The organism is Amycolatopsis sp. CA-211722, assembly GCF_056828465.1.
Genome location: NZ_CP184752.1, coordinates 7,264,071 through 7,290,303, shown reverse-complemented (window position 1 = coordinate 7,290,303; position 26,233 = coordinate 7,264,071). Strand labels below are relative to the sequence as shown.

General features: G+C 68.8%; 23 protein-coding genes. 15 read left to right on the top strand and 8 right to left on the bottom strand.

The window, feature by feature from the left end; translation table 11 throughout:
• Positions 1-9: 9 nt before the first annotated feature.
• From ACOCEP_RS34205 to ACOCEP_RS34195, 3 genes are read right to left on the bottom strand one after another with little or no spacing between them, the layout of a single operon-like run.
• Positions 10-744, bottom strand: a complete 735-nt coding sequence (locus ACOCEP_RS34205; RefSeq protein ID WP_482333501.1) for an FAD:protein FMN transferase — start codon at positions 742-744, stop codon at positions 10-12.
• Positions 741-1,151 (bottom strand): FMN-binding protein, encoded by a 411-nt coding sequence (locus ACOCEP_RS34200; protein WP_482333500.1) that lies wholly within the window; start codon positions 1,149-1,151, stop codon positions 741-743. Before ACOCEP_RS34200 ends, ACOCEP_RS34205 begins: the two co-directional genes overlap by 4 nt.
• Before the next feature lie 19 nt (positions 1,152-1,170).
• On the bottom strand, positions 1,171-2,514 hold the full coding sequence (locus ACOCEP_RS34195; protein ID WP_482339869.1) for a ferredoxin reductase family protein: 1,344 nt from the start codon (positions 2,512-2,514) through the stop codon (positions 1,171-1,173).
• 754 nt (positions 2,515-3,268) lie between these two features.
• Here ACOCEP_RS34195 and ACOCEP_RS34190 point away from each other — a divergent pair.
• From ACOCEP_RS34190 to ACOCEP_RS34165, 6 genes are read left to right on the top strand one after another with little or no spacing between them, the layout of a single operon-like run.
• Positions 3,269-3,757, top strand: coding sequence for a nucleoside deaminase (locus ACOCEP_RS34190; protein ID WP_482333498.1), 489 nt, complete (start codon positions 3,269-3,271; stop codon positions 3,755-3,757).
• A 20-nt stretch (positions 3,758-3,777) separates the two neighbouring features.
• A complete protein-coding gene (locus ACOCEP_RS34185; protein WP_482333496.1) occupies positions 3,778-4,788 on the top strand; it encodes an aminotransferase class I/II-fold pyridoxal phosphate-dependent enzyme in 1,011 nt (336 codons plus the stop codon).
• Positions 4,785-5,765, top strand: coding sequence for a polyprenyl synthetase family protein (locus tag ACOCEP_RS34180; RefSeq protein ID WP_482333494.1), 981 nt, complete (start codon positions 4,785-4,787; stop codon positions 5,763-5,765). The genes ACOCEP_RS34185 and ACOCEP_RS34180 overlap by 4 nt, the downstream gene beginning before the upstream one ends.
• The gene (locus tag ACOCEP_RS34175; protein ID WP_482333492.1) at positions 5,755-6,741 is read left to right on the top strand and encodes a UbiA family prenyltransferase; all 987 of its coding nucleotides are present in this window, start codon (positions 5,755-5,757) and stop codon (positions 6,739-6,741) included. The genes ACOCEP_RS34180 and ACOCEP_RS34175 overlap by 11 nt, the downstream gene beginning before the upstream one ends.
• A complete protein-coding gene (locus ACOCEP_RS34170) occupies positions 6,738-8,402 on the top strand; it encodes a prenyltransferase/squalene oxidase repeat-containing protein (protein WP_482333490.1) in 1,665 nt (554 codons plus the stop codon). Before ACOCEP_RS34175 ends, ACOCEP_RS34170 begins: the two co-directional genes overlap by 4 nt.
• Positions 8,399-9,640, top strand: coding sequence for an FAD-dependent oxidoreductase (locus ACOCEP_RS34165; protein ID WP_482333489.1), 1,242 nt, complete (start codon positions 8,399-8,401; stop codon positions 9,638-9,640). The genes ACOCEP_RS34170 and ACOCEP_RS34165 overlap by 4 nt, the downstream gene beginning before the upstream one ends.
• Before the next feature lie 2 nt (positions 9,641-9,642).
• Here ACOCEP_RS34165 and ACOCEP_RS34160 read toward each other — a convergent pair whose 3' ends face one another.
• Entirely contained in the window at positions 9,643-10,665 is a 1,023-nt protein-coding gene (locus ACOCEP_RS34160; protein ID WP_482333488.1) for a methyltransferase, read from the bottom strand.
• A gap of 153 nt (positions 10,666-10,818) precedes the next feature.
• Between ACOCEP_RS34160 and ACOCEP_RS34155 the strand changes: the two genes are divergently transcribed.
• Both ACOCEP_RS34155 and ACOCEP_RS34150 read left to right on the top strand, forming a co-directional pair.
• On the top strand, positions 10,819-11,655 hold the full coding sequence (locus ACOCEP_RS34155) for a TauD/TfdA dioxygenase family protein (protein WP_482333486.1): 837 nt from the start codon (positions 10,819-10,821) through the stop codon (positions 11,653-11,655).
• Between the two features lie 59 nt (positions 11,656-11,714).
• The gene (locus ACOCEP_RS34150; protein ID WP_482333484.1) at positions 11,715-12,902 is read left to right on the top strand and encodes a cytochrome P450 family protein; all 1,188 of its coding nucleotides are present in this window, start codon (positions 11,715-11,717) and stop codon (positions 12,900-12,902) included.
• Positions 12,903-12,966: 64 nt separating this feature from the next.
• On the opposite strand, the gene ACOCEP_RS34145 is transcribed toward ACOCEP_RS34150, so the two are convergent.
• Together ACOCEP_RS34145 and ACOCEP_RS34140 are read right to left on the bottom strand one after the other, a co-directional pair.
• Positions 12,967-15,372, bottom strand: coding sequence for a DUF6924 domain-containing protein (locus ACOCEP_RS34145; protein ID WP_482333482.1), 2,406 nt, complete (start codon positions 15,370-15,372; stop codon positions 12,967-12,969).
• Positions 15,373-15,504: 132 nt separating this feature from the next.
• Positions 15,505-15,963, bottom strand: coding sequence for a MarR family winged helix-turn-helix transcriptional regulator (locus ACOCEP_RS34140; protein WP_482333480.1), 459 nt, complete (start codon positions 15,961-15,963; stop codon positions 15,505-15,507).
• A 117-nt stretch (positions 15,964-16,080) separates the two neighbouring features.
• On the opposite strand from ACOCEP_RS34140, the gene ACOCEP_RS34135 reads away from it, so the two are divergent.
• A complete protein-coding gene (locus tag ACOCEP_RS34135; protein WP_482333478.1) occupies positions 16,081-16,938 on the top strand; it encodes a VOC family protein in 858 nt (285 codons plus the stop codon).
• Positions 16,938-17,990: an alcohol dehydrogenase catalytic domain-containing protein gene (locus ACOCEP_RS34130; protein WP_482333477.1), complete on the top strand. Its 1,053-nt coding sequence runs from the start codon at positions 16,938-16,940 to the stop codon at positions 17,988-17,990. Before ACOCEP_RS34135 ends, ACOCEP_RS34130 begins: the two co-directional genes overlap by 1 nt.
• On the opposite strand, the gene ACOCEP_RS34125 is transcribed toward ACOCEP_RS34130, so the two are convergent.
• Entirely contained in the window at positions 17,976-18,755 is a 780-nt protein-coding gene (locus tag ACOCEP_RS34125) for a GntR family transcriptional regulator (RefSeq protein WP_482333476.1), read from the bottom strand. The two genes, ACOCEP_RS34130 and ACOCEP_RS34125, sit on opposite strands and share 15 nt — an antisense overlap.
• A gap of 310 nt (positions 18,756-19,065) precedes the next feature.
• Between ACOCEP_RS34125 and ACOCEP_RS34120 the strand changes: the two genes are divergently transcribed.
• Positions 19,066-19,323, top strand: coding sequence for a hypothetical protein (locus tag ACOCEP_RS34120; protein WP_482333474.1), 258 nt, complete (start codon positions 19,066-19,068; stop codon positions 19,321-19,323).
• Positions 19,324-19,575: 252 nt separating this feature from the next.
• Here the strand turns inward: ACOCEP_RS34120 and ACOCEP_RS34115 are convergent, their stop codons facing one another.
• The gene (locus ACOCEP_RS34115) at positions 19,576-22,353 is read right to left on the bottom strand and encodes an AfsR/SARP family transcriptional regulator (protein WP_482333473.1); all 2,778 of its coding nucleotides are present in this window, start codon (positions 22,351-22,353) and stop codon (positions 19,576-19,578) included.
• Between the two features lie 122 nt (positions 22,354-22,475).
• Here ACOCEP_RS34115 and ACOCEP_RS34110 point away from each other — a divergent pair, with 122 nt between their 5' ends.
• The 4 genes from ACOCEP_RS34110 to ACOCEP_RS34095 are packed head-to-tail and all read left to right on the top strand — an operon-like array spanning position 22,476 to position 26,230.
• The gene (locus tag ACOCEP_RS34110) at positions 22,476-23,147 is read left to right on the top strand and encodes a hypothetical protein (RefSeq protein WP_482333471.1); all 672 of its coding nucleotides are present in this window, start codon (positions 22,476-22,478) and stop codon (positions 23,145-23,147) included.
• A gap of 59 nt (positions 23,148-23,206) precedes the next feature.
• Positions 23,207-24,826 carry a PrsW family intramembrane metalloprotease gene (locus ACOCEP_RS34105; RefSeq protein ID WP_482333469.1) on the top strand — a complete coding sequence of 540 codons (1,620 nt, stop codon included), beginning with the start codon at positions 23,207-23,209 and terminating at the stop codon, positions 24,824-24,826.
• Positions 24,826-25,707, top strand: coding sequence for a hypothetical protein (locus tag ACOCEP_RS34100; RefSeq protein ID WP_482333468.1), 882 nt, complete (start codon positions 24,826-24,828; stop codon positions 25,705-25,707). Before ACOCEP_RS34105 ends, ACOCEP_RS34100 begins: the two co-directional genes overlap by 1 nt.
• A gap of 31 nt (positions 25,708-25,738) precedes the next feature.
• Positions 25,739-26,230, top strand: coding sequence for a hypothetical protein (locus ACOCEP_RS34095; RefSeq protein ID WP_482333466.1), 492 nt, complete (start codon positions 25,739-25,741; stop codon positions 26,228-26,230).
• Positions 26,231-26,233 lie beyond the last annotated feature (3 nt).

Below are 26,233 nucleotides of genomic sequence, written 5' to 3'. Positions count from 1 at the left end.
CGGTCTTGTTCACCACAGCTTCAGGTCGGACGATCGGTGCACTTGCCGTTCCGCGTCGACGATCAGGACCCGGCATCCGGGCTGTGAGGCGGCCCAGGCGATCCCGTCGACACCCATCGCGAAGGCGGCCGTGGCCAGCGCGTCCGCCCGAAGCAGGTCTTCGGCGATGATGGTCACCGACAGCAGCCCCTCGGCGGGTCGCCCGGTGCGGCCGTTGAAGATATGCGTACCGCGCTCGTAGCAGGCGGACGTCGCGACGGCGCCGTCGGCCGATTCCACGACGGCGCAGATCTCCCCGCGCTGCTCGGGATGACGGATGCCGATCCGCCAGCCGCGACCGGGTTCCGGCTCTCCCGCGGTCACCACGTCACCACCGGCGTTGACGCAGAAGACTTCGAGTCCGGCGGATTTCAGCAGCCGGGCGGCCCGCTGGACCGCCCAGCCTTTCGTGATGGCGTTGGGATCGAGCGGCTTGCCCGGCAGCCGCGCGGTGAACGCCCCGCCGGAGAGCTGTTCGTAGTGGTCACAGGTCATCAGGATGTCGAGCAGGTCGTCACTGAGCTCGGACACGGCCAGGTCGCCGCGATCGAAGCGGCTCACCTCACTGTCCGTCCTGAACGGGCTGAATCGTTCGTCGACCTCGTGCAGCCACGCGAAAACGCGCGCGAGCGACGTCAGGTGGTCGCCTTTGTCACGGATGTCGACCGAAACCGGCAACCCCATGACCTGTTCGACTCGCTTCACCTGGCGTCCAGCGCCGCCTGAAGGGACTTCAGGTACGACTCGCTCGTCATGGTCGCCCCGGACACGGTGTCGATGGCGGCGCTCTGTGCGGTCAGCGTCGCCTGCTGGAGAGCCTTGACCGCCTCCGCGCCCCTCCCTGGTTCAGGTTGCCGGAGCAGCCGGACTTCCGAGATCCGGTTCTCGGACACCACGAGCTGCACTTGCACCGTGCCGTACTTGTCGGTCTCCGCCGAGCCGTCCACCGTGCGCGCGGCCTGCGCGCTCGGCGGTACCTCCAGTGTCTCGAAGATGTTCGGCGGGGCAGCGGCCGGGGCGGTCGGCGCGGACGAGCCCGGGTCGTAGACGTAGAGACCGATGAACCCCGCGGTCGACAAGGCCACGATGAGGGTGAGAACGGTTTTCTTCATGGGTCGGTCGACTCCCGGCTCAGATCGTGAGGCTGAAGCGCTCGGCGTGCACCTGCTGACGCGGAACGCCGATCTCCCGCAGGCTGCGCAACGTGGCCGAGGTCATGCCGGGCGGGCCGCAGACGAAGACGTCCCGCTCACGGATGTCCGGCACCAGCCGCCACAGGCTGTCCGGTCCCAGCAACGGCCCGAACGGCCCGGACCAATCGGACGGCCCGGCGAGGACATGGACCGCCGCGCCCCGGGCCCGTGCCAGGCCCTTGATCTCCGGCAGCAGCACGGCGTCCTGTTCGCTCCGGACGCGGTAGACCAGGATCACGTGCCCGGCGATCTCTTCGAGCAGCGCGCGAAGAGGCGTGATCCCGACCCCTCCCGCCACGAGCAGAGCGCGCGTTTTGCGCTGATGCATCGCGGTGAAAGCGCCGTAGGGGCCTTCCGCGAACACCCAGGTGCCGACCTTCAGCGTGCGCAGGGACGAACTGCCGTCACCGGCGGCCTTCGCGGTCAGCCGGAGAGTGCGGCCGTCGGGTGCGGCCGAGAGGGAATACGGATTGGCCTGCCACCACCGGTCCTTGGTCAGGAACCGCCACAGGAAGAACTGCCCGGCCTTGACCGGCATCCGCTCCAGATGCTTGCCGGTCATGTACACCGACACGGTTTCGGCCGACTCCGGAACCACGGCGACGATCCTGAGCCGGTGACGCAGATTCCGGATCAGCGGCAGCACCAGCCGTCCGACGATCACCGACGCGAGCCCCGTCACCCAGACGGCGTACCAGTAGATCCAGGCGAGGCCGCCGGACGCGAACGACTTGCCCAGCATCACCTGATGGCCGAAGCCCAGCACGACCGCGGCGTAGGCGTAAAGGTGGATGAAGTGCCAGGTCTCGTAGGACATCCGCCTGCGGACGAACCGCGCCGACACGCCTCCGACGAGCACGATGAGCGCGAACGCCACCACCGCGCGGAGAACGCCTTCGAGCTGGGTGACCATCGAAACGAACTCGTCGACGACTCCCTTGTCGTCGAGCTCCGCGTAACCGAAGACGGTGAAGACGAAGTGGGCCACCAACGACCACAAGAGCCCTATGGCCGTCCAACGGTGCCAGGTGGTGAGCCGGTCCATGCCGATCCGCCGGTCCAGCCACGGCAGCCGGGCGACGAGGATCAGCTGGAACGTCATCACCAAGCCGCCGTAGAGGCCGGTGAGCCTGCCGATGTCGATGAGCGTATTGCCGGACAGGCCGGCGGCGAAGAAGAGCACGGTCGTCGCGGCGACGTTGGCCGCGATCACGGCGAGGAAGACCACGGTGGCGAGGATTCTGGGCCGGACGGAGGCCAGTGGCCGGTCGGCTGGTCGCATGACTGCGGTCACTCTCGCTTCCTTTCTTCGCGTCGTGGGGCCGTGATGCGGGGATCGGCCGGGATGTGCGCCGATTCGCCCTGGCACCACAGTCGATGATCGGTTCACCGGGCCCCGGTGTGCCAGGTGCGGAAGGGCATCGCCGCTAGCAGTTTGCCCACACCTGTCCGAGTCCACTGTGGATGGACAGGCGAGGTCGTGAGCGAAAAGTGTCGCTATTGAGAGGCAAGGCAAAGGTGGCTTGTCGGGTGGTCAAGTCCGTGAAGGCCTCCTTGAGGGACCCAGAGTCCCTCAAGGAGGCCTTCACGGACCGGCGATCAGCGGCGATCCGGGAGGCGAAGGGGGTGGCTTTCCTCTCATCGGGCGTGCGGAAAGCCCCCTTCGGCCCGGGTCATGAGGCCGCGGGGGTGGCGAAGGCTCGGAGGTGTCGCGAAAGCCACTTTCGCGGCATCAGATGTCCCGAAAGTGGCTTTCGCGACACCGTGACCGGCGTGCGGAAGAGCGACAGAACACGCCAACTTTGCCCCACTCCTCAATAGATCGACCCGGAACACTCACGACCAACCGGACCGATCCGCCACCGGCACCTCCGTCGTTTCCTACCGGAGCACGCCTTCGGTTCGTGAGGGCTTTCCCTCGGGTTCCCGCTTGGTTTCCCGGCGCAGCGCCGGGCATCGGTGCCGCGACCGAAGATGATCGCTTCAGCCGGTCGCCCGGTCATCCGTGCCACCCGACGACGGAAGTGAGGTCTCGAATGACCCGAGCGGACGGCGGAGCCGAGGAACGCGACTGGCTCATCGAGAGTGTCAGGATCGCCGCCCGCAACGTCGAAGTCGGCGGTGGTCCGTTCGGTGCCCTCATCGTCCGGGACGGTGAGGTGGTCGCCGCCGGAGTCAACCAGGTCACCTCCCTGCTCGACCCGACGGCACACGCCGAGGTGGTCGCCATCCGCCAGGCCTGCTGGAAACTCAAGAGATTCTCACTCGCCGGCTGTGTGCTCGTGTCTTCCTGCGAGCCCTGCCCGATGTGTCTGGCGTCGGCCTTGTGGTCCCGTCTCGAGAAGGTCGTCTACGCGGCCGATCGGCATGACGCGGCGAAAGCGGGCTTCGACGACCTCGCCTTCTACGAACTGTTCGAAAAGCCGCGCGACACCTGGACGGTCCCGGTTTCCGCCCTGCGCGTCCCAGACGCGTGCCTGCCGTTCGAGGCCTGGGAGAGGCAAGCCGACCGTATCGACTACTGACGCAGGAAAGGTTGGCGGTAGTGCGCCGGATCGTGCACCAGCTGTCCTTGAACGAGAACCACTGGCCGATGTTGCCTGGCGTGCGGGAAGCCTTGTCCGAGTCCCTCGGCTCGGTGAACCTGACCGGTGACGCGCTCGCCGCCGGGCTGGAATCACGGCTGGCCGACGAACTCGGGGTGACGGCGGGACAAGTCGTCGCCGGAGCGGGTTCGGGGGCGTTGCTTCAGCAATTCCTTTCCGCGCACTGCGCACCCGGCGACACCGTGGTGCACACCTGGCCATCCTTCGATCTCTACCCCCTGCTGATCCGCAACGCCGGCGCCGAACCGGTCGCCGTGCCGAGCGGCGCCGGGGACGGGCAGGATCTGGACGGGGTCGCCGCGGCCGTTTCCACCCGGACCCGGGTGGTGCTGTTGTGCAATCCCAACAATCCCACCGGTGAGGTGCTCGGAACCGGCCGTTTGGCGGCGCTGCTCGACGCGTTGCCCGCGAACGTCCTCGTGCTCGTCGACGAGGCGTACCGGGAGTTCGCCGAACCGGACGAGATCGCCGACGCGGTGAGCCTGATACCCGATGACCCCCGGGTCGTGGTGGTGCGCACCTTCTCCAAATCGCACGGCCTCATCGGCCTGCGTGTCGGCTACCTCGTCGGCGCCGAGAAGGTCGTGGGCCCGGTACGACCGACGACGCCCTTCCATCGCGTGCCCACTCCGGCCCAGGCGGCCGCGATCGCCGCGCTGGACGCCGAAGACCGGATGCGCGAGCAGTGTCGTGAGCTGGCCGTGGAGCGGGACAGGGTCCGCGACGGCCTGATCGAACTGGGCTTCGACGTCCCGCCGAGCGGTGGGAACTACCTGTGGCTCCGCTTCGGGGCGCGGAATCAGGATTTCGTCACGCGTCTGGCCGGGCACGGGGTGGCCGTCCGGATGGTCGGCGAGGCCGGAGTCCGTGTCAGCACTGGACTTCCGGATGCCAACGACGCCGTTCTCGCGGCCGCGCGTGCCTTCGCCGCCGAAGGAACGACCCGATGATCGAAACCTTGGGGCCAGGGGTCGGCGACCTGTCCGCGATGATCCGCGACGCGCTCGTACGACGGGAGCGGCGAGCGGGTGACCGGTTCGACGAGCTGATCGGTCACGCGCTGGCGGGACCGGGAAAACTGGTGCGCCCCTTGGCGCTCATCGCGTCGGCAGAAGCGGTCGGCGGCTCGGCGGACTCGGCGCTCCCCGCCGCGATCGCGGTCGAGTACCTGCATGTGGCGTCCTTGGTGCACGACGACATCATCGACGGCGACGACCTGCGACGGGGTCGCCCGTCGGTGCACGCGCGCTATGGGGTCGCCGAAGCCATCGTGACCGGGGACGCGCTGCTGTTCGACCTGTTCGCCATCATCGCCGACGGGGGCTTGCCTGCCGGGACGGTGGCACCGGTGGTCGCCGAGATCGCCCGTGCGGGCAACGACCTGTGCCGAGGGCAGGTGCTGGAGTCAGGGCTTGAGCACGACAGCGCGCTGGAGGACTATCTCGCGGTAGCCGGTTTGAAGACCGCCGCGCTGTTCCGCGCCGCCTGCCGGGCGGGCGCGCTGCTCGGCGGCGGCTCCACCGGGCAGATCGAACTGCTCGGGAGCTACGGCGAGCACACCGGGATCGCCTACCAGATGTACGACGACTGCCTGCCCTATCTCGCGGACTCCGCTCGCGTCGGCAAACCCGCCGTGAGCGACGCGGCCAACCTCCGCCCGACCTGGCCGGTCCTGCTCGCGTATCGCGAGGGAGAACCGAAGCATCGGCGGCTGATCGAAACCGCGCTGTCGGGGACACTCCCGCCCGAAGAGACGTTCAGGTCGCTTCGCGTCGCCGTACTCGCGAGCGGCGGCCTGGATTCCGCCTGCCGGAGCGCACGGGAACACGCCGGCCGGGCAAGGGCACGGTTGAGGGAACTGCCGGTGGCCGCGGCGGCGGCCCGGCTCGCCGGGATCACCGACCGCGCCGTTGACCGTGACCGCTGATCGCCCCGCGTGGCGCGGACTCCGCGAGGTCGCCACGGCCCATTGGCAGACCTGGCGGCCTTACACGACCTGCTACCCGGCCCTGCTGGGGCTCGCGGGAGCGTTGGCCGCGGGCGGACGACGGCCCGCCGAACTCTTCGTCGCCGTACTGGCGCCGGTCCTGGGCTGGCTGTCCGGGCACTACCTCGGCGATCACTTCGACCGGCACCTGGACGCGATCGCGAAACCACAGCGGCCCATCCCGTCCGGGCGATTGTCACCCGCCGCGGCGCTGGCCTGCGGGATCGGCTGCGCGGCGACGTCACTGGCGGCTTTGATCGCGGTGAACTGGCGGATCCTGCCGGTCTTCGCCTTGGCGATGGGCGGGATCGTCGCCTACAGCGCCGTGTTCAAGCGGAGGGGCTTCGCCGGAAATCTCAGCCGGGGGGTGCTGTCGGCGCTCGCGCTGACGATCGGCGCGATGACCGTGACCACCTGGCCGCCTTGGACACTCGTCCCGGTGGCGCTGGGATTTCTGCTCCACGACAGCGCTTCCAATCTGATCGGCACGGTCCGCGACGTCGAGGGCGATCGTGCGGGCGGCTACCACTCGGTGCCGGTACGCCATGGCGTGCGGGTCGCGGTGCGGCTCGCGGTGGTGCTGTACGTGGCGGGCGTCGCCGCGGTGGGCGCCGGCGCTTTCGTCGCCCGCTTGCCCGGAGACCAGATCGCGTTCGTCGCGATCGCGGCCGTGACCGGTTTCTTTGCGTTCGCGACCGTCCGGCCCACGGCGCTCACCGCGCGGCGGGCGTTGCGTTCGCACGAGGTGCTCGTCGCGGGGCGGCTGGTGCTCGCGGCGGCTGTCACGGCGGGCGCTGTCGGGGCCGGAGTGGCCGCACTGCTGGTGCTGCCCGCCCTCGCTTTCTCGCTCGTCACTCAGGCCCGGATGCGGGCCCGGCACGAGTTCCCGGCAGGGGACGGAGAGGACACGGTTTGAGCTCAGTCCAGTCGGCGAAGGGGAAGTTGTCCACGGCCATCGCGGAGGGAGCGGAGGAGCTGTGGCGGGCACAGCGGCCGGACGGGGTGTTCGACTACGGGGCGAGCACTCTGCGGTCCACCCTCGCGACGGCAGGGGCGATCACGGCGCTGCACTTCGCGGACCCGGGCGGTGCCGCCGACCTGATCGAGGCCGGCGCCGACTGGCTCCGCCGTACCCAGAACGACGACGGCGGATGGTCGATGGTTCCCGGGCAGGACAGCGAACCGGGTCCGACCGCGGTGTCCGCTGCCGCTCTGCATCTGGTGGGGCCCGACGGCAACGCGGCGGCCGTCGCGGAGGGACGCGGCTGGATGGCCGGTTACGGTGGTCTGGAAGCGATCCCGCATCCAGAGGTGCTGCTGTGGTGCCGCCAGTTCTACGGTATGGCGGGCTGGCTCGACCAGCGGGAGATGCGCCGCTTCCCACTCGAATTGGCTTTGCTGCCAGGGCTTTACCGCCGGTTGTTCGATCTCCGGTTGCCGATGGCGTCGGCACTGGGGCTCGCGCAGACCAGGCACCGGCCGCTGAACCGGCTTCAGCGGATGCTCGCCCGGCGAGCCGAACCCCGGGCCCTCCTGGGGATCCGACAGGTGTTCGAGCACGAGGGTTCGGCGGGATCGTGGTCCGAGGACGCCTGGGTGACCGGTCTCGTCTGCGTCGGGCTGGCGAGAGCAGGGCTGGGACAGGACATGGTCGACGCCGCTGTCGGCTGGCTGCGGCGCACCATGCACCCCGACGGTTCGTGGACGACGACACCGCTCGACGGGGCCTGGACGATGTACGCGGTCCGCGGCCTGATCGAAGCCGGCTACCGCGACGATCCAAGGCTCGCGGTCTCGCGTGATCTCTTCGTGCGTCTCCAGCAGCACCGGCCGTTCCTGGCCTTCGGGTGCCCGCCCGGTTTCTGGGGCTGGTCCGGCGCGCATGGCTGGCCCGCGGTGCTGGAGACCGGCGAGATCGTCTCGCTGCTGACCCGGTTGCCCGGTGAGGCGCAAGCCGAAGCCGTCCGCAAGGGGGTCGCGTGGCTCAGCGGCCGTCAGGACAGCCGCGGCTCGTGGAGCCTCTGTGTCCGCAACACCAGGGTGGCCAACAGCGGACCGTGCCCGATGACGACGGCACAGGCCGTCGACGCCCTGCTCGACGCGGGTGTCTCGGTCGATGATCGGCGGATCCGGCACGCGCTGCATTGGCTCGGTTCGGCGCAATCGCCCGACGGGAGTTACGAATCCGTCTGGTACCGGGAACACACGATGGGGACCGCGGCGGTGCTGGAGACCTTCGCCCGGTGCGGCCGGACCGGTTCAGGGCCCGCGGCACGGGCTCAGGAGTGGCTGGTGCGGGCCCGAAACCCCGACGGTTCCTGGGGCGACGGGCACGGTGCTCCCGGCTCCGCCGAGGAGACGGGATGGGCCGTTTCGACCCTGTTGACCGCGGGAAAGGATTCCGTCGCGGTGACCGACGGCGTGCGCTGGCTCCTCGACGCCCGGACCTCCGGCGGTGGGTGGACGCCGCAGCCGGTGCACGAGTACGTGCGCCGGGTCAGCCGGTACGCCAACCCCGGCTTCACCCAGGGGATGGCGTTGCGGGCACTGGGCCGGTATCTCGAGGTGACGCGATGAGGCCGGAGCACTACGACGTCGTCGTCTGCGGCGCGGGGGTGGCCGGTCTTGCCGCCGCGTGCGGGCTGGGCAGGCTCGGGCACCGGGTTCTGGTACTGGACAAACGCCTGACGCCCGCGCCGGTGGCCAAGGGGGAGGTCCTGCAACCCGGCTCGCTGGCGATCCTGCGCGAGTGGGGAGTGACCGGAGCGCTCGACCGAGCGGGTGCGTTGCGCCTTTCGCGACTGGCCGCCCGCGCCCCGGACGGCGAACCCCGGATGGTCCTCGACTACTCCCGGCTCCCGGCCGCGCATCCGTGGCTGCTGGCGCACGACTATCCCGTGATCCTCGACGCGCTGGAAGGCGCGCTGCCCGGCCGCGTCGAAGTCCGGCGTGGCGTGCGGTTCCGGCGACCCCGGCTGACCGCGGGCCGGGTGACCGGCATCGACTGCGACGACACCGAGATCTCCGCGTCGCTCGTCGTGGCCGCCGACGGCGTTTCGTCGCGGCTGCGCGCCGCGGTCGGGCTGGACGCGCCCCGGCGGGACTATCCCCACCGGTTGGCCGCGTTCGACCTGCACGACGTAACCGTACCGCCGGAATTCACCGCCTACGTCACCGAGAACGGCTTACGCCTGCACTATCCCTTGCCCGGCGGGCGAGTCCGGCTCTACGTCCAGATCGCGCCGGACGAACTCCGCGGTGTCGACGCGGACGGGACGGTCCGGTGGGCGGACCAGGTGCTGGCCGGCTGTCCCGGGCTGGACCCGCTGGCGTCGTCGTTCCGCGCCGCACTGGACCGCAAACAGGTGCTGCCGGTGTCGAGAGCGCTGGCGGATTCCTTGACCGCCCCCGGAATAGCCCTGGTCGGCGACAGCGGTCATCTGGTGCATCCGATGGCGGCACAGGGAATGAACAGCGCGATCGCCGACGCGTACGACCTCGCCGCGAAGTTACGCCAAGGCGGTTCCCTGGCAGACGACGTCGTCGATCACGCGCTGCACCGCTACGACGCCGCGAGACGGCAGAACCTCGGCCATATCGGCCGGACCAGCCACAACGCGGCCCGGATGATCACCGGCGGCAGCCGGATCGGTGACCGCGCGCTGGCGGGCACGGGTGCCAATGACCGCCTCCGGCACGAGGTGACGCACACGATGTCCGGGCTGGGCGTCCGGCGGCTCACCCCGCTGGACCGGCTGCACCAGCTCGGGCTGCCCGACCCGAGGTCGAACCGGTTGCCCGGCTGGGTGCGGTGAACTCATCCGCGCGCGTACTCCAGGACCACGAGACCGTTCGCGCCGTCGAGCCGCGCCCGGCGCACGAGCCCGGCGCCTGCCGCGAGCTCGTCGAAGTCCTCCGGACGGCGCTCCCGGCCGCCCAGCAACGTCAGCGACTGCAGATCGAACGAGGAGTTGTTCTTGGCGTGTTCGGCTCCGGCGAGCACTTCGACCACCAGCAGCCGTCCCTTGTCGCCTGCGGCTTCCGCGCAGCGGCCGAGAATCTCGCGGGCGTCCGCATCGGGCCAGTCGGTGAGCACCCGCGAGACGATCACGACGTCGTAGCCCGGCGGCACCGGGGCGAAGAAACTTCCGCCGAGGAATTCCGCCCGGTCTTTCAGGCCGCCGCCGATGAGGAGTTTCTCCGCCTCTGGGTGGACTTCGGGCAGATCCAGCACCGCACCGGTCAGATGCGGATGCGCGGTCAGGATCGCCGCCAGCAGCGATCCCGTCCCGCCGCCCACGTCGAGCACGGTGGACACGGAACCCCAGTCCCAGCGGGCGGCGACCTCGGGGCCGGTCTGCCAGGCGAATCCGGCCATCGTGGCGCCGAAGAACCGCCTCAGCGTTTCGTCGGCCCGGTAGTCGGACCAGAAGTCGGCGCCGTGCACGACCGGATAGGCGGGCTCGCCGGTGCGGACGGAGTGCGGCATCCCGCTGTAGGCCAGATCCATCGTGAGGCCGGGGCCGTCGGCGTCGAGCCACGAACGCAGCAGCGCGTTGCGTTCGTCCAGCAGCGCTTGCGACACCGGGGTGAGCCCGTGCCGCCCCGGTTCGGTCTCGGCGAACACCCCGACCTTCACGAGATGGTTGAGCAAGCGGGCGAGCGATGCCGGGTCGGACCCGGATTCCGTCGCGAGCGCGGCGGTCGTCGTATACCCGTCGCGGATCAGTTCGGGCAGCCGCAACGCGACCGCGGTCCGCACCGCGAACGGGGTGGCGAGGTCGACGAGTTCGGCGAGCCTGCTGGTGCCGTCCTGGAGATCCGTGTTCTCGGCCGTCACCGCGGTCCTTTCGGGAAGGAGAAAGAGAAAACTTCGGTATTTCAATGAACAATGCACCGGAAAGCCTTGGCAAGCAAGGGTTCCGGGTCGAATTCGACAGGCGTTCCGCCGAGCCGCGGAACGCGGATCGATACTGCGCGAAAGGAACAAGGAATGGATTCCATCGAGGTACGGCCGGTGACCGGCGCGCTGGGCGCGGAGATCCGTGGGGTGACGTTCGCGGAAATCGACGACGCCCTGTTCGAACGGATCCACCGGTTACTGCTCGACCATCTCGTGCTGTTCTTCCCCGACGAGAAGGGCCTCACGCCCGCCGACCACGAGGCGTTCGGCCGTCGGTTCGGGAGCCTGGAGGTGCATCGGTTCCTGCCGAAGCTGGCCGGGCACGACGAGATCGTCGTTCTCGATTCCGAGCTGGGCGCCAAGGCCGACGTCTGGCACACCGACGTCACGTTCGCGCAATCCCCGCCGATCGCCTCGGTCCTGCAGATCGTGCGATCGCCCGAGGTCGGGGGAGACACCATGTGGAGCAATCAGTACCTCGCCTACGAGGCCTTGTCCGCGCCGATCCGGGAACTGGCCGACGGGCTCACCGCGCTCCACGTCTTCGAGCATCCCAACGGTTCTTTCCGCAGCGAGGCCGAGCATCCGGTGGTGCGGATTCATCCGGAGACCGGCAGGCGCTCCCTCTACGTGAACCGGATGTTCACCCGGCGTGTTCCGCAGCTGACCCCGGACGAGAGCGCGCTGCTGCTGGGGCATCTGTTCGCGGTGTCCGAAAGCCCGCAACGGGTCTGCCGCTACCGCTGGACCGAAGGCGCCGTCGCGGTCTGGGACAACCGGGCGACGCAGCACTACGCCGTGAACGACTACACCGAGCGCCGGGTCGGCCGCCGGGTCACCGTGCTCGGCGACGAGCCCAAGGGAGAGGGCGCGCGCTGGCCGCATCACCGGGTCGCGGAGATGAGCGCGACGGTGGTGAAGGGTTGAGGCAACGCTCTCGGGTGGCGTGAACCCTTCGCCTTACCCCACGACGAACGGAGCATTCGATGAGCGACCACGCCGATTTCCTGGACTCCTACTGGCGTGACCCGCACGCCACCCTGAACCACGCCCGCGAGAACACACCTGTGCGCGAGGTGACCTTCGAAGGGGGGCCGACCTGGCTCGTCACCCGCTACGCCGACGTTCGTTCCGGCCTGGCCGACCCCCGGCTGGCGAAGGATTGGAGGGCTTCGTTGCCGCCCTCCGAGCGGGGTTCGGCGCCGCCGGGTCTGCCCGCGCCGCTCTCCCATATGCTCACCTCGCTCGACCCGCCCGATCACACGCGAGTACGCAAGCTGGTGAGCCACGCGTTCACCGCGCGACGGCTGGCCCGGCTGCGTCCGCGGGTCGAGGCCTTCACCGATGCCCTGCTCTCCGAACTGCCCACCGGTGAGCCAGTGGACCTCGTGGGGCGCTTCGCGATCCGGCTGCCGATGGAGATCATCTGCGAACTGATCGGTGTACCCGAATTGGACCAGGAGGACTTCGCGCACTGGTCGATGGTGCTGATGGACGAATGTCCCGAACCGTTGCTCATCGAGGCGTCGAAGCGGCTGTCGGACTACCTGGAAGAACTCGTCGCGGCACGCCGGCGTGAGCCCGACGACGCCCTGCTTTCCGAGCTCATCGGGGCTTCCGAAGACGGGGAGCGGATGTCCGACGTCGAGATCGTGGCGATGGCGATGGCCTTGCTGATCGCCGGACACGAGACCAGCGCGGTCTTTCTCACGAACAGCGTGCGAGCACTGCTCGCCGATCCCGCCGCGCGGGCACGCCTCGGCTCGCCCGAGACCGCGGGGCCGCTGATCGAGGAACTCTTACGGTGGCTTTCGCCCGCCCTCAACGCGTCGTCGCGGTTCGCCACCGAGGATCTCGCGATCGGCGGGGTCTCGATCCCGCGCGGTGCCTCGGTCACGCTTTCGGTCGGGGCGGCCAATCGCGATCCGGACCGGTTCCCGGATCCGGACTCCCTGGATCCGGAGCGGGACACGACGGGAAACCTCGCCTTCGGGCACGGGATTCACCGGTGTCTCGGCGCGGCACTCGTGCGGTTGGAGGCCGAAGTGGCGTTGCCCGCCTTGTTCGGCAGGTTCCCGCGGATGCGGGCCGCGGCCGGCGACGAGGAGCTGACTTATCGGCGAAGCGTGCACGTCCACGCACCGCGGACCTTCCCGGTCGTGCTCGACCCGTGAAGGTCCTCGGCGCGGGCAAGGCTGTTCGCGTGATCGACGGCCAGGTCCTCCGCACGGCCGTGGCTCAGGTGTCCCGTCGTACTCCGTCGTCGTCGAGGTGATCGGCGAAGTCCTCCCAATCCGCGTTGGCGAGCGAAAGGTTGTTTTCGATTTCCTGAATGGCCTGCGGAACGGCGCGGAAAGACCGGCCGGCGGGCACTCCTGGCCAGTCGTCGTCCGGGTCGGGCTCCGAGCCGAGATCCACCACCAGGATCGGGTGCTCGGGGGAGTGGATCGTGATTTCGTCCACGACGAGCATGATCGCGTGTTCGGCACGGTCCACTTCGGATTCCAGCAGGTCGGTACTCGTCATTCCGGTGAAGGCCGGGTCGTCGACATAGCTCACGTTGGCCTCGAACCCGTCCGGCGTGCCCCGGCCGATTCCGGTCTTCACCCGATACCACGCATCGTCGTCGGAGAAGTCGGTCCGGATCACCGGTGCGTTCGGCGTGGCAGGCAGCCGGGGTGGGCCGGACGCGGCCGCGGCACGCTTGCGGTTCGTCTCCGGCCTTCGCCGGTTCGAGGGTTTCGCGAACTTGTCGCTGTCGCGTTTGTACCCGTTGCGCCACATGACTTCGCCGTCGGAGTCCAGCATCTCCAGATCGCCGCTGTCACGGAGCACGACCTGCCGGGGATGGAACGGGAAATTCGGCGTGGTGAGGCTGTCCCATGCCTTGCGGACGCCGCGCAGGTCCACCCCGTCGGCCTCGTCCTTGGACCAGCGCAGGAACAGCCCGTCCTCCTCCAGGACGAGGCGGGTGCCGAAAGGATCCGGATACATCGACGGGACGAGATAGAACCAGCGAGTGATCCGGCCCCCGGGACCGTAGATGAAGGTACCGGCGTGCTGATGGTCGTGCACCAGCACGTAACGGCCGTTGGGAGAGGTGAGGCTCTGGTCGGCCAGGCTCTGCCCGACCAGCATGCGGTCTCCCCGCGCGATGGGCGACGGGGGCCGCGACACGTCGGTGGTGGCGGTGTCGGTGTGCCAGACGATCTCGCCCGCGCCGTTGAGCAGGACGACGTCGCCGTCGTCGCGGACTTCCAGCAAGACCACACCGCGGTCCGCCGTGCCGGTGGACCGCAATGGAACACCATTTTCATCGTGGGCCACGAGATCGCCGTCCGGCCGCAGGGTGACATCGCTGACGCCGGAGCCGCGCGTCTTCCGGCGCCAGTCGCCGGGGCTGAACTCACTCGACCACCACAGCGGCCGTCGATCGTGGTTACGGATGAGAACAAGATCGTCGAAACCGAAGTGTTTCAGGGTGAAAGCGTCGTTGAGTGAGGTCAGGGATTGCCTTCGCAGGCTCTCGCCCGCCCGCAAGCGATGGCCTCCGGTCATCACGTCGCCGTCCTTGGCGAGCGGCGGAAGCGCGCGATCGAAGGACGTGGGGACCTCGGTGCCGGGGAAGCGGCTCAGCCGCTTTCCTCGCCGGTCGGGAAGTCCGTCCGGTAACGGGTCCATCGGGATGTCCGGCGCTTGCGGCGCGGCACACGATCCGCGGTAGGCCAGGGGAGCGTGCCCAGCGCGTCGCCGGTAGCCGGTGAACCCGTTCACCGGGGCGAGGAACCGGACGGTTTCGAGTTGCAGGTGAGGAGAACCGTTGTTCCCGACGATGTCGAGGCGGTAGCAGTGGTGGGCCGCGGGGTCGGCGATCCGATAGGTTCTGGTCTCGTGCCGGGTGGTGAACGACTGATGCGAGCGCGTGTCGAGGGTCCGCCACAGGTGCCCGTCCACGGAGCCACGCAGGACCCATGCGGCAGGATCCCGGTCAGGCGCGTCGTTGGCGGAGGTGAGGAGGTAGTGGTCCACCGCGGTCGGTCGCGAGAACTGGAATTCCAGGGACGCACGGTCATGAGGTGCGAACCATTTGCAGGGTGCTTCCTCGATGAGGTTCGCGGCCACCTCGCCCACTTCGCCGTACTCCGCGCTGGCCCAGACCTCGGTCACCATCCTGGTGACATCCGCGTTGCCTGCCGGACCGGCCGAACGGAGGACGATCGAGCACGAGTCGCCCGTCCGGTCGCGCCAGGCCAGCCATGACGGCGCCACGCCGGATCCGTCGTCGATCAGCAGTCTGAGCGGTTCCGACGGCCGCCGTCCGGTGGCGTCCTCGATCTCCGTGCCGAACGCATAATGTCGCGCAGCGCCGCTGTCCGGCGAATTCACCGGCTCGCCGCTGAGTTCACCTCGTATCTCCAGCACGTCGCCCCCGCCGGTACGGCGATGGCCACGGCACTCGGCCATCCCCGGCGAGAAACCGACCGCACAGGAAGAACCGTCCGCGGCGCCCCAGGACAGTTCCTCGAGTGCGGCGTTCTCGCCGTCGCCGATGTGAACCAGCAACTCGTGACCCGGCGTCCATTCCGTCGAGCCCAAAGCACGCCACCACACCTGGAAGGTGCTTGACGATCCTGCGCTGAACATGCGTTTCCTCGCTGCGCCTGGCGTCCAGTAGGTGAGGACGCGGGAAGGGTGAGGCACTCGAACGCTAAAGCGAGGCGTCCGGCGGTCAAGGGATGCTCGGCGAAGAAGGTCTTTTCGGTTAAACGATCCGCGCTAACCCCGCCCTGGATCGGGATGTGGGATGCCGAGTCCCGTCATGGTTTTCAGCAGCAGGGAGCGGAATTGCCGTTGTTCCGCTTCCGTCAAGGTGGCCATGGCGTGCGCGTCCACCGGTGCGGTCAGTTCCTGCGCTTGTTCCAGGACCGAGACGCCGACCTCGGTGATGGCGTTTTCGAGGACCCGGCCGTGGGTGGGGTGCGGTGACCGCCGCACGAGTCCACGGTGCTCCAGATTGGAGATGGCCGACCACATCGCCTGCGGGGTGACACCGGCGCGGCGGCCGAGTTCGGCACTGGAGAGCCGGTCGGGCGCGCTGATCGCCAGCTGGGCCAAGGCGGCCAGCTGTGCCTGGGTGAGGTCGAGCGGCCGCAGGGCGCGTTCGATCTGCTGGTTGAGCGTGCTGGAGAGCATCCTGAGCAGATAGGCGATCCGGGTGGCCGGTTCGACGGGCACGTTTTCGTCTCCTGGTCCCACGGACGCCTTTCCTTGCGAGCGTCCTGGCGGTTCGGACACCTTGGCATGTTATCAAGTGGTTGATAACATGCGTGCGCCTCCTCGAAGGGATCCGTGATGATCACCCACCTCCGGAGCGTCGAGATCCACGTGACGAACCCGGCCGAACTCCTGCCGTTCTACGCGGACGTGTGGGGGCTCGCGGTGGTCGAGGAGACCGACGATCGGATCCGGTTGCGTGGCCGGGGAACCGAACACCATGTGCTCACGCTCGCCACCGGCGAGGAACACCGCCTCGGCGGGATCAGCCTCGCGGCCGACGGGGAACGCGGTATCGCGAAGCTCACCGATCGCCTGCGGGGCGAGCAGGTCGAGCTCCTGTCCACAAGCGACACGCGGGTGGAGTTCCTCGATCCCGAAGGCCGTCGCATCGAGGTCGCCTGCGGCCTGACCGAACACACGGCCCCTTCCCCGAAGGCGTACGGGCCCGATCGGCTGAGCCATGTCGTGCTCAACTCGGTGGACCTCGCCGCGGCCAAGGACTTCTACACCCGGGTGCTCGGCTTCCAGGTCTCGGACACCTATGAGAACGATCAGATGGTCTTCTTGCGCTGCAACAGCCTGCACCACTGCGTCGTGCTCGCGCCGGGAAAATGGACTTCGCTGAACCACGTGGCCTACGAGGTCCGCGACACCGACGAGGTCATGAAGGCGCTCGGCCGCCTGCGCAAGGCCGGCTTCGACACCGTGTGGGGGCCCGGTCGGCACGGCCCCGGCGGCAACGTCTTCTGCTATTTCCTCGACCCGGTCGGCAATGTCATCGAGTACACGGCGGAACTGCTTGAGGTGGGGGACGATTGGGTGCCTGGAGAATGGGCCCGGACCCCGGAGAACGCCGATGTGTGGGGGACCGGTGGCGGGATCACTCCCGCGGTGATCGAGGCTATGAGCAACCCGCCCCGGGAGCCTGCTTGATGAAGGCGCTCGTCATCCGTGCGTTCGGTGGTCCGGCGGTACTGGAGATGGCCGAACTGCCCGACCCGGAGCCAGGGCCTGGAGAAGTACGGGTGCGCGTCCACGCGGTCGTGGTCGCCCGGACCAAGGACGTCGCCGCCCGGGCGGGAAAACCGCCTTTCGCGCCACAGATCAAGACTTTCCCGCACGTGCTCGGCACCGAGCACGCCGGGGTGATCGATCGGGTCGGGCCAGGCCTGGACGATGGCCTCGTCGGCAGGCGGGTCGCCGTCTCGGCGGTACTGAGCTGCTCACTATGCCGCGCCTGCCTGGTGTCCCGGGAGGAGGCGTGCAGCGAGTTCGCTCTCGTCGGGATCCACCGGCAGGGCAGCTATGCGGAGTACTGCGTCGCGCCCGTGGACAACGTCCGCGAGATCCCGGCCGAGGTCGCTTTCCCCGAGGCGGCGGCCCTCGCGGCCAACGGCGGTGTCGCCAGCGCCCAGCTCGACGCCGGTGCCGCCGGTCCCGGCACCACCGTCCTGGTGCCCGGCGCCGGGGGCGCGCTGGGCGTGACCGTCGCCGCGCTCGCCGCGTTCCGTGGCGCCCGCGTGATCGGTGTGGACCGGCGTCCGCCAAGGCTGGCAGGGTTGCCGCTCGTCGCCCTCGACGGCGCGGCCGACGACCTGCCCGCACGCATTCTCGAGGCCGCCGGAAGTGGCGGACTGGATTGTGTGGTCGACAACCTCGGTATCACGGCCTGGTGCGAGGCCTACCTGCCCGCTCTCGGCGCGCTGGGCCGGGTCGTGGTCTCGGGTGCGGTCAACCACGACCCGGTGCCGATCCGGCTGCTCCAGTTCTACCTGCGCAGCCAGTCGCTGATCGGCGTCCGGACCGGGAACCGGCAGCAGATCGACCGGTTGTGGGCGGATGTCGCCGCCGGTTTCCGGCTCCCGGCCGGATTCGTGCACACCCTGTCGTGGACGCGGGCACCGGACGCGCACGCGTCACTCCAGTCGGGCGGCACCAGCGGGCAGCTGGTGCTGACCATGGACGAGTCGTCAGCTGCAGGATGACCGGTTCTCCGCTTGTTCGTGCTCGCGACGGCGTTCGACGGAACCCAGCCGATTCACCAGGGTCAGCCGGTCCCCGCGGTAGAGAGTGCGGACCCGCTCGAACGGCTCGCCCAGCGCGTCCCAGGAGGTTCGGTGGACCACCAGCGCCGGCAGCGCGGGGAGAGTGCCCAGCAGGTCCGCTTCCCGGGGGCTCACGTGCGCGGTCTCCGTTGCTTGGTCGGCGCCGCCGAACGCGATGCCGAACCGGGTCCGCAATTCGTCATGCAGAGATCGGCCTCCGACGGGAGCGTGGTTCAAACCGGGAAACCGTTTGGCCGGGATGAACGCCGACTCGACGGCGAGAATCTCGTCGCCGGAGCCGCGCACACATTCCAGGTGGATCACTGGATCGTTCCGGTGTATTCGCAGCTCTTGTGCCAGTTCGCAGCCTGCCCGCCGCCGTTCGAACGTGGTCCAGGTCCGGTCGGTCAGGGCGTCATGGTCCGGCCCGTCGGCCGAACCCAGGTGCTGTGCGATTTTCCGGCGTCCGACGACGAAACTGCCGCTGCCCTGGCGCGAGTCCACCCAGCCCTCGACCACGAGTTGTAGTACCGCTTGCCGAAGAGTGGCGCGCGCGACGCCTAACCGGGTGCACAACTGGCGCTCGGAAGGCAGCGCGACGCCTTCGTCCAGCGTTTTGCACAGTGCGAGAATCTGCCTTTTCACCCGGTAGTAGCGCGGAATGCGGCCGTCTTCCGGGATTCCGGCGTGTGCCGGATCGGTCATGGTGCCCGAGTCCGTGCAGTACGGTTCTACGCAGCGAGATTTCACGAACGCCGATCGTAACCATTTCGTCCGGTCCTCTGGCGGACGTGGGCGCCGGAGGGTGTTTTCGTCTTCTCGTATCCGTACTTTCGGCCACGTAATTCCGTCGGATGGCGCAATGTCCGCCATTTCTGCCCGCTCGGGCCGAAGTGCTGTCCGGATACCACCGAACGTGGCCTGTTCTGTTGTCCTCGCCGGGCGGATCGGGCTCACTGGGAAGAGAGGATGCCTGAGACGTCCTCGAATGAGAGCACCGGGACGGTGATCGGGAATGGATCCTGCGGAGCTGAATCATCGCGAACGCGCCATTCTCGGCGCTGTCGCCGCCGGCCGCGGCGAATTGCTCGCGGGCTGCGAGCCGGACCTTGCCGTGGACGGTGGCTGGTGCGACCGCGTCGCCGTCACGCGGCTGATCCTCGGCGGCTGGATCTGCGCGGCACGCCCGGCGAGAGTCGGCGACCTGGTGCCTGCCCAGCTCACGGACGCCGCGCGTGACGCCTTCGCGGCCACCCGCACCCTGACTGCCTGACCCCACGGTCCGTGAAGGCCCCGTCAAGTACGTGAAGGCCTCATCCTTGGCGGTTCGAGGAGAACGAGGGCAACGCGACCACGGACGTGTCCGGTAGCCATGTCGCCCGGCTCCACAGCGCCAAGTGGACGAAGAACCCCGACCCGCGCGGAAGCCGGTTCCGGCTCTATCTCGACGGCCAGGCCGTCCAGGCACGGGGCCGTTCACGAGACGATCTACTGAGCCTGGAGGGCGCTCGGACTCGTGCGTCGGCTATCGGCGCGCGCTGGTGTCGAGGAGTTTGGATTCGATCTCGACGGTGCTGGGGTGGGCCAGGGGGTCGAGGATTTCGAGTGCTCGGGTCCATGCGTCGCAGGCTCCGGGGTGGTCGCCTGCGGCTTGTAGCGCGTCGCCAAGGTGGTCGAGAGTTGTCGCTTCCAGATAGGGACTACCTAGTTCTTGGAACAGGGCGAGTGAGTCGCGGTAGCCCTGCACGGCTTCGGTGTACTGGCCGAGATTGTGGTGTGCGCGTGCGAGGCAGTGGAGGTTGTGGGCCCGGCCGTCTCGGTCGCCGATGCGGTCCAGTAAGGGTTTGGCCTCGCTGCAGCGGGCGAGGGATCGGGCGTGGTGGCCTGCTTTGCCGTGATACCAGCCGATGGCGGTGAGCGTGAATGCTTCCCACGCCTGGTGGCCCGCTTCGCGGCACAGCCGTAGAGCGTGGTTGGCGTGCAGCAGAGCCCGGGTGTGGCACTGCTGCAGGTCGTAGGCCGAGCTGAGGGAGAAATGGGTGATGGCCGTACCGATGGTGTCCCCGAGGCCTGTGTAGAGATCGAGCGCGTGCCGCAGGTTCTTCAGGGCTTGGTCTTGGTCGCCCAGCAGGATTTCGGCCCTGCCGAGCAGTTGGCGGCTGGTGGCTCGGGCGAAGTCGTCATCGAGGCGGTCGGCGGCCGCCAGCGCCGTGCGCTGGGACTCGGCGCGGTGCACCAGATGACCTCGCCTGCTCAGGTATGTGCTGTGCACCCAGGGCAGCTGCCAGGCGTGCACGTCGAGGCCCGCGCGGACGGCCGCCGTCGTCGCGGCGAGCAGGGTGTCGTGCTCCGTGGTGAGCCAGTGCATGGCCTGGCGGTAATCGTCGAGGGGCAGATGCGGGACGTGATCCTGCGCGGTGGCGAGCACGATCGGTGGCCAGTGCGGTGCCAGGTGCCGTTCGGCGGCGAATCCGGTGTGGAGGTAGAAGTCGAGGCATCGGTGCAGTGCGGTTCTCCGTTCCTCGTCGGTGTCCTCCCGCTCAGCCAGTTCGGCCGCGTAGACGCGGAGCAGGTCGTGTGAGCGGAAGCGGCCGGGGCGGGGCTCGTCGACGAGGTGTGTCCGTGTCAGCTCGTCCAGCAGGGTGCGGGTGCTTGACAGGTCGATTCCGGCCAGCGCGGCCGCGGCGAACCGGCTCGCGTCGGGGCCGGGGTGCAGGCTCAGCAGCCGGAACAGCCGGGCCGCCTCGGGGCTCAGCGTGCGGTACGACCAGGAGAACACCGCTCGCACGCTCGATGTGGTGCCGTCCGCTTCCAACGCGTCCAGCCGCGCTCGCTCGTCGCGCAGTTCATCGGCCAGGGCGCTCAGCGGGAAGGCGGGGTTGGCCACCGCGCGACCAGCCACGACGGCCAGGGCCAGCGGGAGCCGGGCGGAGTGCGCGAGAAGTTGCGCGACCGCGTCGGGTTCGGCGGTCACCCGGTCGGGTCCTAGCCGCCTGACGAGAAGCGAGACGGCTTCGATCTCTTCGAGCACGGTCAGGCGGACGGGCACGGCTCCCTCCTGGGCGATCAGATCGGTGGCCCGCTCGCGACTGGTGATCACCGTGAGGCAATCCGCGCCACCGGGAAGAAGGGGCCGGACCTGGTCGGCGTCGTAGGCGTTGTCCAGCACCACCAGTGCTCGCCGGCGGGCCAGCAGACTGCGATACAGCGCGGCCCGCGCGTCCGGGCCTGCCGGGACGTGCTCTGCCGGCACGCCTAGCGCTTCCAGGAAACCGTGCAGTACATCGGCCGGGGACAACGGCTTGCCCACTCGATCGAACCCGCGGAGGTTCACGTACAGCTGCCCGCCGGGGAACCGTCCGGCCTCGCGATGCGCCCAGTGCAGCGCCAAGGACGTCTTGCCCGACCCTCCGGTGCCCGTCACCAGAACGAGGCCGGCGGCGTCTTTCCGCGCCTTGTCGAGCAGGCCGAGTTCACGGGTGCGGGCGACGAACCACGGTGACGCCGCCGGCAACTGCCGTGGCACCGGCTCCTGGTTCTGCTCCGCTCGCTGGGCGGCGGGCGTAGGCGGCACCTGCGAGGCGAGCATCTGCTGATGCAGACGCCGCAGGTGATCGCCGGGCTCGACGCCGATCTCCGCCACGAGCCGGGCGCGGAACGTGCGGTACCGCGTCAACGCCTCCGCCCGGCGCCCGCATCGGTACAGGGCGAGCAGGTGCTGAGCGGCGAGTCGCTCGTCGAACGGGTTCGCCGCTATCAAGGTGGTCAGCTCGGCCAGTAGTTCGGCGTGCATCCCGAGGTTCAGTGCGACGTCGTGGCGCTCGAGCTGGGCGGTGTACCGCTCTTTCAGCAGCTGGTCGCGCATCGCCGCCAGCCAGGGGCTGTCCAGCTCGTCGAACGGCACACCTCGCCAGAGCCGCAGCGCGCGGTCGAACAGGGCCAGCGCTCGCTGAGCTTCGCCGGCTTCGTGAGCCTGCCCGAGCAGGTGCCGGAAGAGGTGCAGGTCGACGGTTTCGACGTCGACCTGCAGTACGTATCCGCCATTTCGGTGGGCGATGTCGAACCCCGAGACGTCCCGCAGGGCGGTCCTGAGCCGGAAGAGGTAGCTGTAGAGGGCGTTCCGAGCTTGGCGAGGGGCTCGCTCGCCCCATACCCGGTCTTCCAGCTGGGCGGCGGTCACCTTGCGGCCGGCCTCGGCAAGCAGGACGGCGAGGACGGACCGCTGGCGCGCGTGCCCGATGTCCAGATCCTGTCCGTCGAGCCGAACCCGGACGTCGCCGAGAACGGCGAACTCGACCTCCACAACAAACTCCCTCTCAACCTGCGGATTCAAGATTAGCGCGAGATACGTACAGGGCTGATCACCCACGGTAGTAGTCCAAGGCCGACGCACGTGGCGGCGGCCCCAGGACGGAGGACGAACGCATGAGGCTTCACCCCGGTGGGCCGGTGCCGCAATCGGTCATCGCCGTGGCCCAGCCGGTACTCGTGGTCGCCTCGGCGCTGGCCGGGGCCTGGCTGTGCGCGCACTCATCGCGCGTGCTGGGCGGGGTCCTGCTCGGCGTCGGCTTGGTGCTCTGGCTGACCTCGATTCTCCTCGCCGCGGCTCCGGGGTGGGTCATGGCGGGTGCGGCGGCCACGGTGATCGCGGCTTTCGCGGCGTGGGAGGGGGTGACCGACGCGGCGTTGTCCGAACGCGGCGTCCGCACGTCCTGCACGGTGCTCGACATCCAGACCCGTCGCGTACCGATCCGGACCTATGACGGGGAGCACTGGAGCACGACCACGGAGACCTACTACGACCATCGCCTCGCCTGCTGGGACGAACGCGAGGAGAACGTGTCTCTGTCCTACCGCGCCGCCGGTGAGGGTGCCCGGCTGGACGTCGTCTACGACCCCGACGGCGCGGTCGCGACCCAGCCTGCCGACGCGGTGTCGGACGGAACCCTTTCCGCGTGGATCGGTGGTACCTCGCTGCTGGTCGCCGTGGGCGCGCGCGTACTCGGGGTCGTACACGACGCGCGGCCCTTCGTCGGCCGCGTTCGGCGGGGGAACGGTCGGCGGTCTCGGTCGCCGGAAGGGGTGCGTCGGTCGTGAGCCGGGAACTCGTGGGTGATTCCCGCGTCACGAAAGCCGGGCAGAGGGTCGGGCAGAGGGTGGGGTACGAACCTGACCCGCACCGGCGGATCTTGGTGATTTGCGCGGTGATCGGTGGCGTCCTCGCTCTGGTGCCGTTTCTGCTGTTCCTGACCAAACCGGCACTGGAGATTCAGGCCGGTGCGTTCTCCGAGAGCTTCGGAGCCGCAGCGAGCACACAGTCCCAGTCGCTCGCCGCCGTCTTCCTGAACGTCATCCGGCTCCTGATGCTCATCGTCCTATACCGAGCGGTGCGTCATCGTTGGCTCGCCACCCCCGACGCGCCGGTGACGCGCGCTCTGGTGGTCATGGCAGCGGCGCTGGCCACGCTGTCCGCCTTCCATCTGTTGGTGGCGGCCGTGCAGTTGGCCCAGCCGGAGTACCAGGTGTCGGAGATGGTCGCGGCGAACATGAACGCCGGTCTCAGTGCCCTGCTGCTGGCGTGCCTGATCCTGGGCGGTGACCGACTCCACCCCAGTCGTGCCGCCGACAGTGAGCGACCGCGGCGCCGGGACAGGAACAGCCAGCTGTGGATCGCACTCGCGTGTGCTCTGCCACCGATCGCGCTCCTGATCAAGATGATCCACGCGAGGGCCGAGAGCGGGGCGGACCTGGTGTCCGCGGCGCTGCTTTCGCTGCCCACGACGGCGATCGCTCTCTGGGCCGTGCACCGGATGCAACGCCATAGGCGGATGCCTTTCCGGCTCCTGATCGCCGGATTCGGCTGGGGTGCGGCGGTGGCCGTCGGATACGGGCTGGCGCTGCCGGTCCTGTACAGCTCCTTGAGCGATCAATTGCTGGGCTTCACCAGGTTCGTCGCGATCATCGACGGTGTCAAAGTGCCCGTCTTCGAGGAATTGGCCAAGGGCGTCGGCGTGCTGCTGATAGCCGTCGTGGCGCGGCGGTGGGTCACCGACCTGGTGTCCGGTCTCGTCGTCGGTGCCAGTGTCGGCCTGGGGTTCAACTTCCTCGAATCCGTGTTGTACATGTCCGCCCCGGGCACGGGCGGCGCCGTCTATCAGCACTGGCTGCGGCAGGTGGTCGGGATCATGCTGATGCATGTGGCCTTCTCGGCGCTGGTCGGTGCGGCGATCGGTGCCGCCCGGCAGATGCGGAACCCGAGGACAAGGCTCGCCGTGATCGGGTGCGGCCTGCTGACCGCGATCTGCGGCCACTATCTGTACAACAGCCTGATCTCGTTGCTGCCGTTGATGTTCCGGGTCAGCGAGCCGGTGTTCGCCATGGTCGTGTTGCCACTCCTGGTGCTGCTGCTCAGTCCGCTCCTGGTGATGTATCTGGTGTTGCTGCGCCGCGGCCTGCGCTACCAGAGCGCGGCGCTCGCCATCGAACTCCGGCACGAGGCGAACAGTGGGCACGACGCGGTCACCGTCTCCGAACTGCCGGTGCTGCTCGATCCCGCACGCCGCTTCCGAAGCATCGTCGACGCTTTCCTGCGTGGCGGGCCGCTTGCCTATCGTCGGCTGTCCCGCCTGTACCAAGCCCAACTCGACCTGGGCATGTGTCGCTGGCATCAGGCACGTCAGGACCCCGACCGGGCGGAGGTGGACTTCCCCGAGCTGCGGCGGCGCATCCACGACCTCAAGGCCGGCCACGAAATCCGCACTGGACGGGACCGCTGATGCGTCGAACGCTCCGGAGGGTCGGGCACGTCGTCGCGATCGTGCTCGCCGTGCTGTTGCTCACCCCCGCGACAGCGGTGGCCCGGTGCACGGGTGGCCTGGTCAACACCCTTGGCTCCGCGGGAGACGACGGCTGCGGCGGTATCTATCCGGCGGTCGGCTCTGCCGTCGCGGTGGCCGCCGCTCTCGCCGTCGCAGCCGGCCATGCCGCGTTCAGTTACGCCCGCGGCGGGACCAACGGGAAGGTCGGCACCGGCGCCAAGACCGGCATCGATCCGACACCGGAGTCGATCGCCCATGGCACGGTGCGGATGGAGGAACACCCCGGTTTCGCAGCCGAGATCGCAAGAGTGAAGGCGATGGGCTTCACGATCGTCGCGGTCGAGAGCGACCCCTCGGTGGCGATCCGGCGGTTCGTCGGGTTGAAGGGGGAAACGCTCAGGACCGACCTCGAGTTCAGGCTTCGACCAGGAATGCGTTATCTGGACCTCGAGCACGAACTCGGGCACATCAATCAACTCTTCGACACGAATCGCTTCCCTGACGGCCCACCGCCGAGCGAGATCGTCACACCGACACGGAACTCGCCGTTGGGCTACAAGCGAGCGTTCGACCAGAGCGGGATATTGACGATCAATCAGAACGCGGTCCTGGAGTACCACAACCGGCTACAGGAACTGCTCTGGCTCAGCGAGCGTGGCGTCCCGCCGGACGTCATGCGGGAGCATCTCGCCGGAGCCGGCGACTGGTTGGACCGCTACCGCAAGGCCACGTCCGGACGCCAGGGGAACAGGACGATCGGCTGGCAACGCCGGCACTTCGGCGACCTTCAGGACCTGGAGCAGCGGGTGCGTTCGATGCGCGCGCGGCTGCGGCCCTGATCGCGGTGACGAGCAGGAAGAAGGTGGCACCGTGCAGGTGACTCCCAAAGCGGACTACCCGGTGGAAGTGCGTTCTCGGCGCTGGGAAGTGGATGGCCCGCAAGCCGTGCTCCACGAGGGCATCTGGGACGTTCTGCTCAACAGAATGGTGACAGTGTCATTCGTTCCCGACATCGGTCAGCCGGTCCACGACCGCGCTCGATCGACGGCAGGCCTCGATGAGATCGCCACCGAGCGGCAGGTCCGGCTGGAAGCGGCCATGTTCGCCGACTACACGGTGACGCCGAACACCGAATTGGCAGGCCGCACAACCCGATCACAGACCAGATCCTGGCGCGGCTTGGTGTTCTACGTCGACCGGGCCGAGTACGCGCGACTGGCGGCCGACCTGCGGGCGCTCGACGTCGTGGGCGCCACGGTCTCCGAACTTCGCGGGCACCCGGCCGTGGACTTCATCGAACGTATCGTCGCCTCGCCCGAGTTCGCCGACGAGGATGCGTTCTGGTTGCGCGGAGAGGACTGACTG

Excerpts from the sequence above, each read along its gene's own strand:
- ACOCEP_RS34200 (WP_482333500.1), bottom strand. The coding sequence starts at position 1,151 with ATGAAGAAAACCGTTCTCACCCTCATCGTGGCCTTGTCGACCGCGGGG.
- ACOCEP_RS34195 (WP_482339869.1), bottom strand. The coding sequence starts at position 2,514 with ATGCGACCAGCCGACCGGCCACTGGCCTCCGTCCGGCCCAGAATCCTC.
- ACOCEP_RS34190 (WP_482333498.1), top strand. The coding sequence starts at position 3,269 with ATGACCCGAGCGGACGGCGGAGCCGAGGAACGCGACTGGCTCATCGAG.
- ACOCEP_RS34180 (WP_482333494.1), top strand. The coding sequence starts at position 4,785 with ATGATCGAAACCTTGGGGCCAGGGGTCGGCGACCTGTCCGCGATGATC.
- ACOCEP_RS34165 (WP_482333489.1), top strand. The coding sequence starts at position 8,399 with ATGAGGCCGGAGCACTACGACGTCGTCGTCTGCGGCGCGGGGGTGGCC.
- ACOCEP_RS34155 (WP_482333486.1), top strand. The coding sequence starts at position 10,819 with ATGGATTCCATCGAGGTACGGCCGGTGACCGGCGCGCTGGGCGCGGAG.
- ACOCEP_RS34150 (WP_482333484.1), top strand. The coding sequence starts at position 11,715 with ATGAGCGACCACGCCGATTTCCTGGACTCCTACTGGCGTGACCCGCAC.
- ACOCEP_RS34145 (WP_482333482.1), bottom strand. The coding sequence starts at position 15,372 with ATGTTCAGCGCAGGATCGTCAAGCACCTTCCAGGTGTGGTGGCGTGCT.
- ACOCEP_RS34135 (WP_482333478.1), top strand. The coding sequence starts at position 16,081 with ATGATCACCCACCTCCGGAGCGTCGAGATCCACGTGACGAACCCGGCC.
- ACOCEP_RS34130 (WP_482333477.1), top strand. The coding sequence starts at position 16,938 with ATGAAGGCGCTCGTCATCCGTGCGTTCGGTGGTCCGGCGGTACTGGAG.
- ACOCEP_RS34125 (WP_482333476.1), bottom strand. The coding sequence starts at position 18,755 with ATGACCGATCCGGCACACGCCGGAATCCCGGAAGACGGCCGCATTCCG.
- ACOCEP_RS34120 (WP_482333474.1), top strand. The coding sequence starts at position 19,066 with ATGGATCCTGCGGAGCTGAATCATCGCGAACGCGCCATTCTCGGCGCT.
- ACOCEP_RS34110 (WP_482333471.1), top strand. The coding sequence starts at position 22,476 with ATGAGGCTTCACCCCGGTGGGCCGGTGCCGCAATCGGTCATCGCCGTG.
- ACOCEP_RS34100 (WP_482333468.1), top strand. The coding sequence starts at position 24,826 with ATGCGTCGAACGCTCCGGAGGGTCGGGCACGTCGTCGCGATCGTGCTC.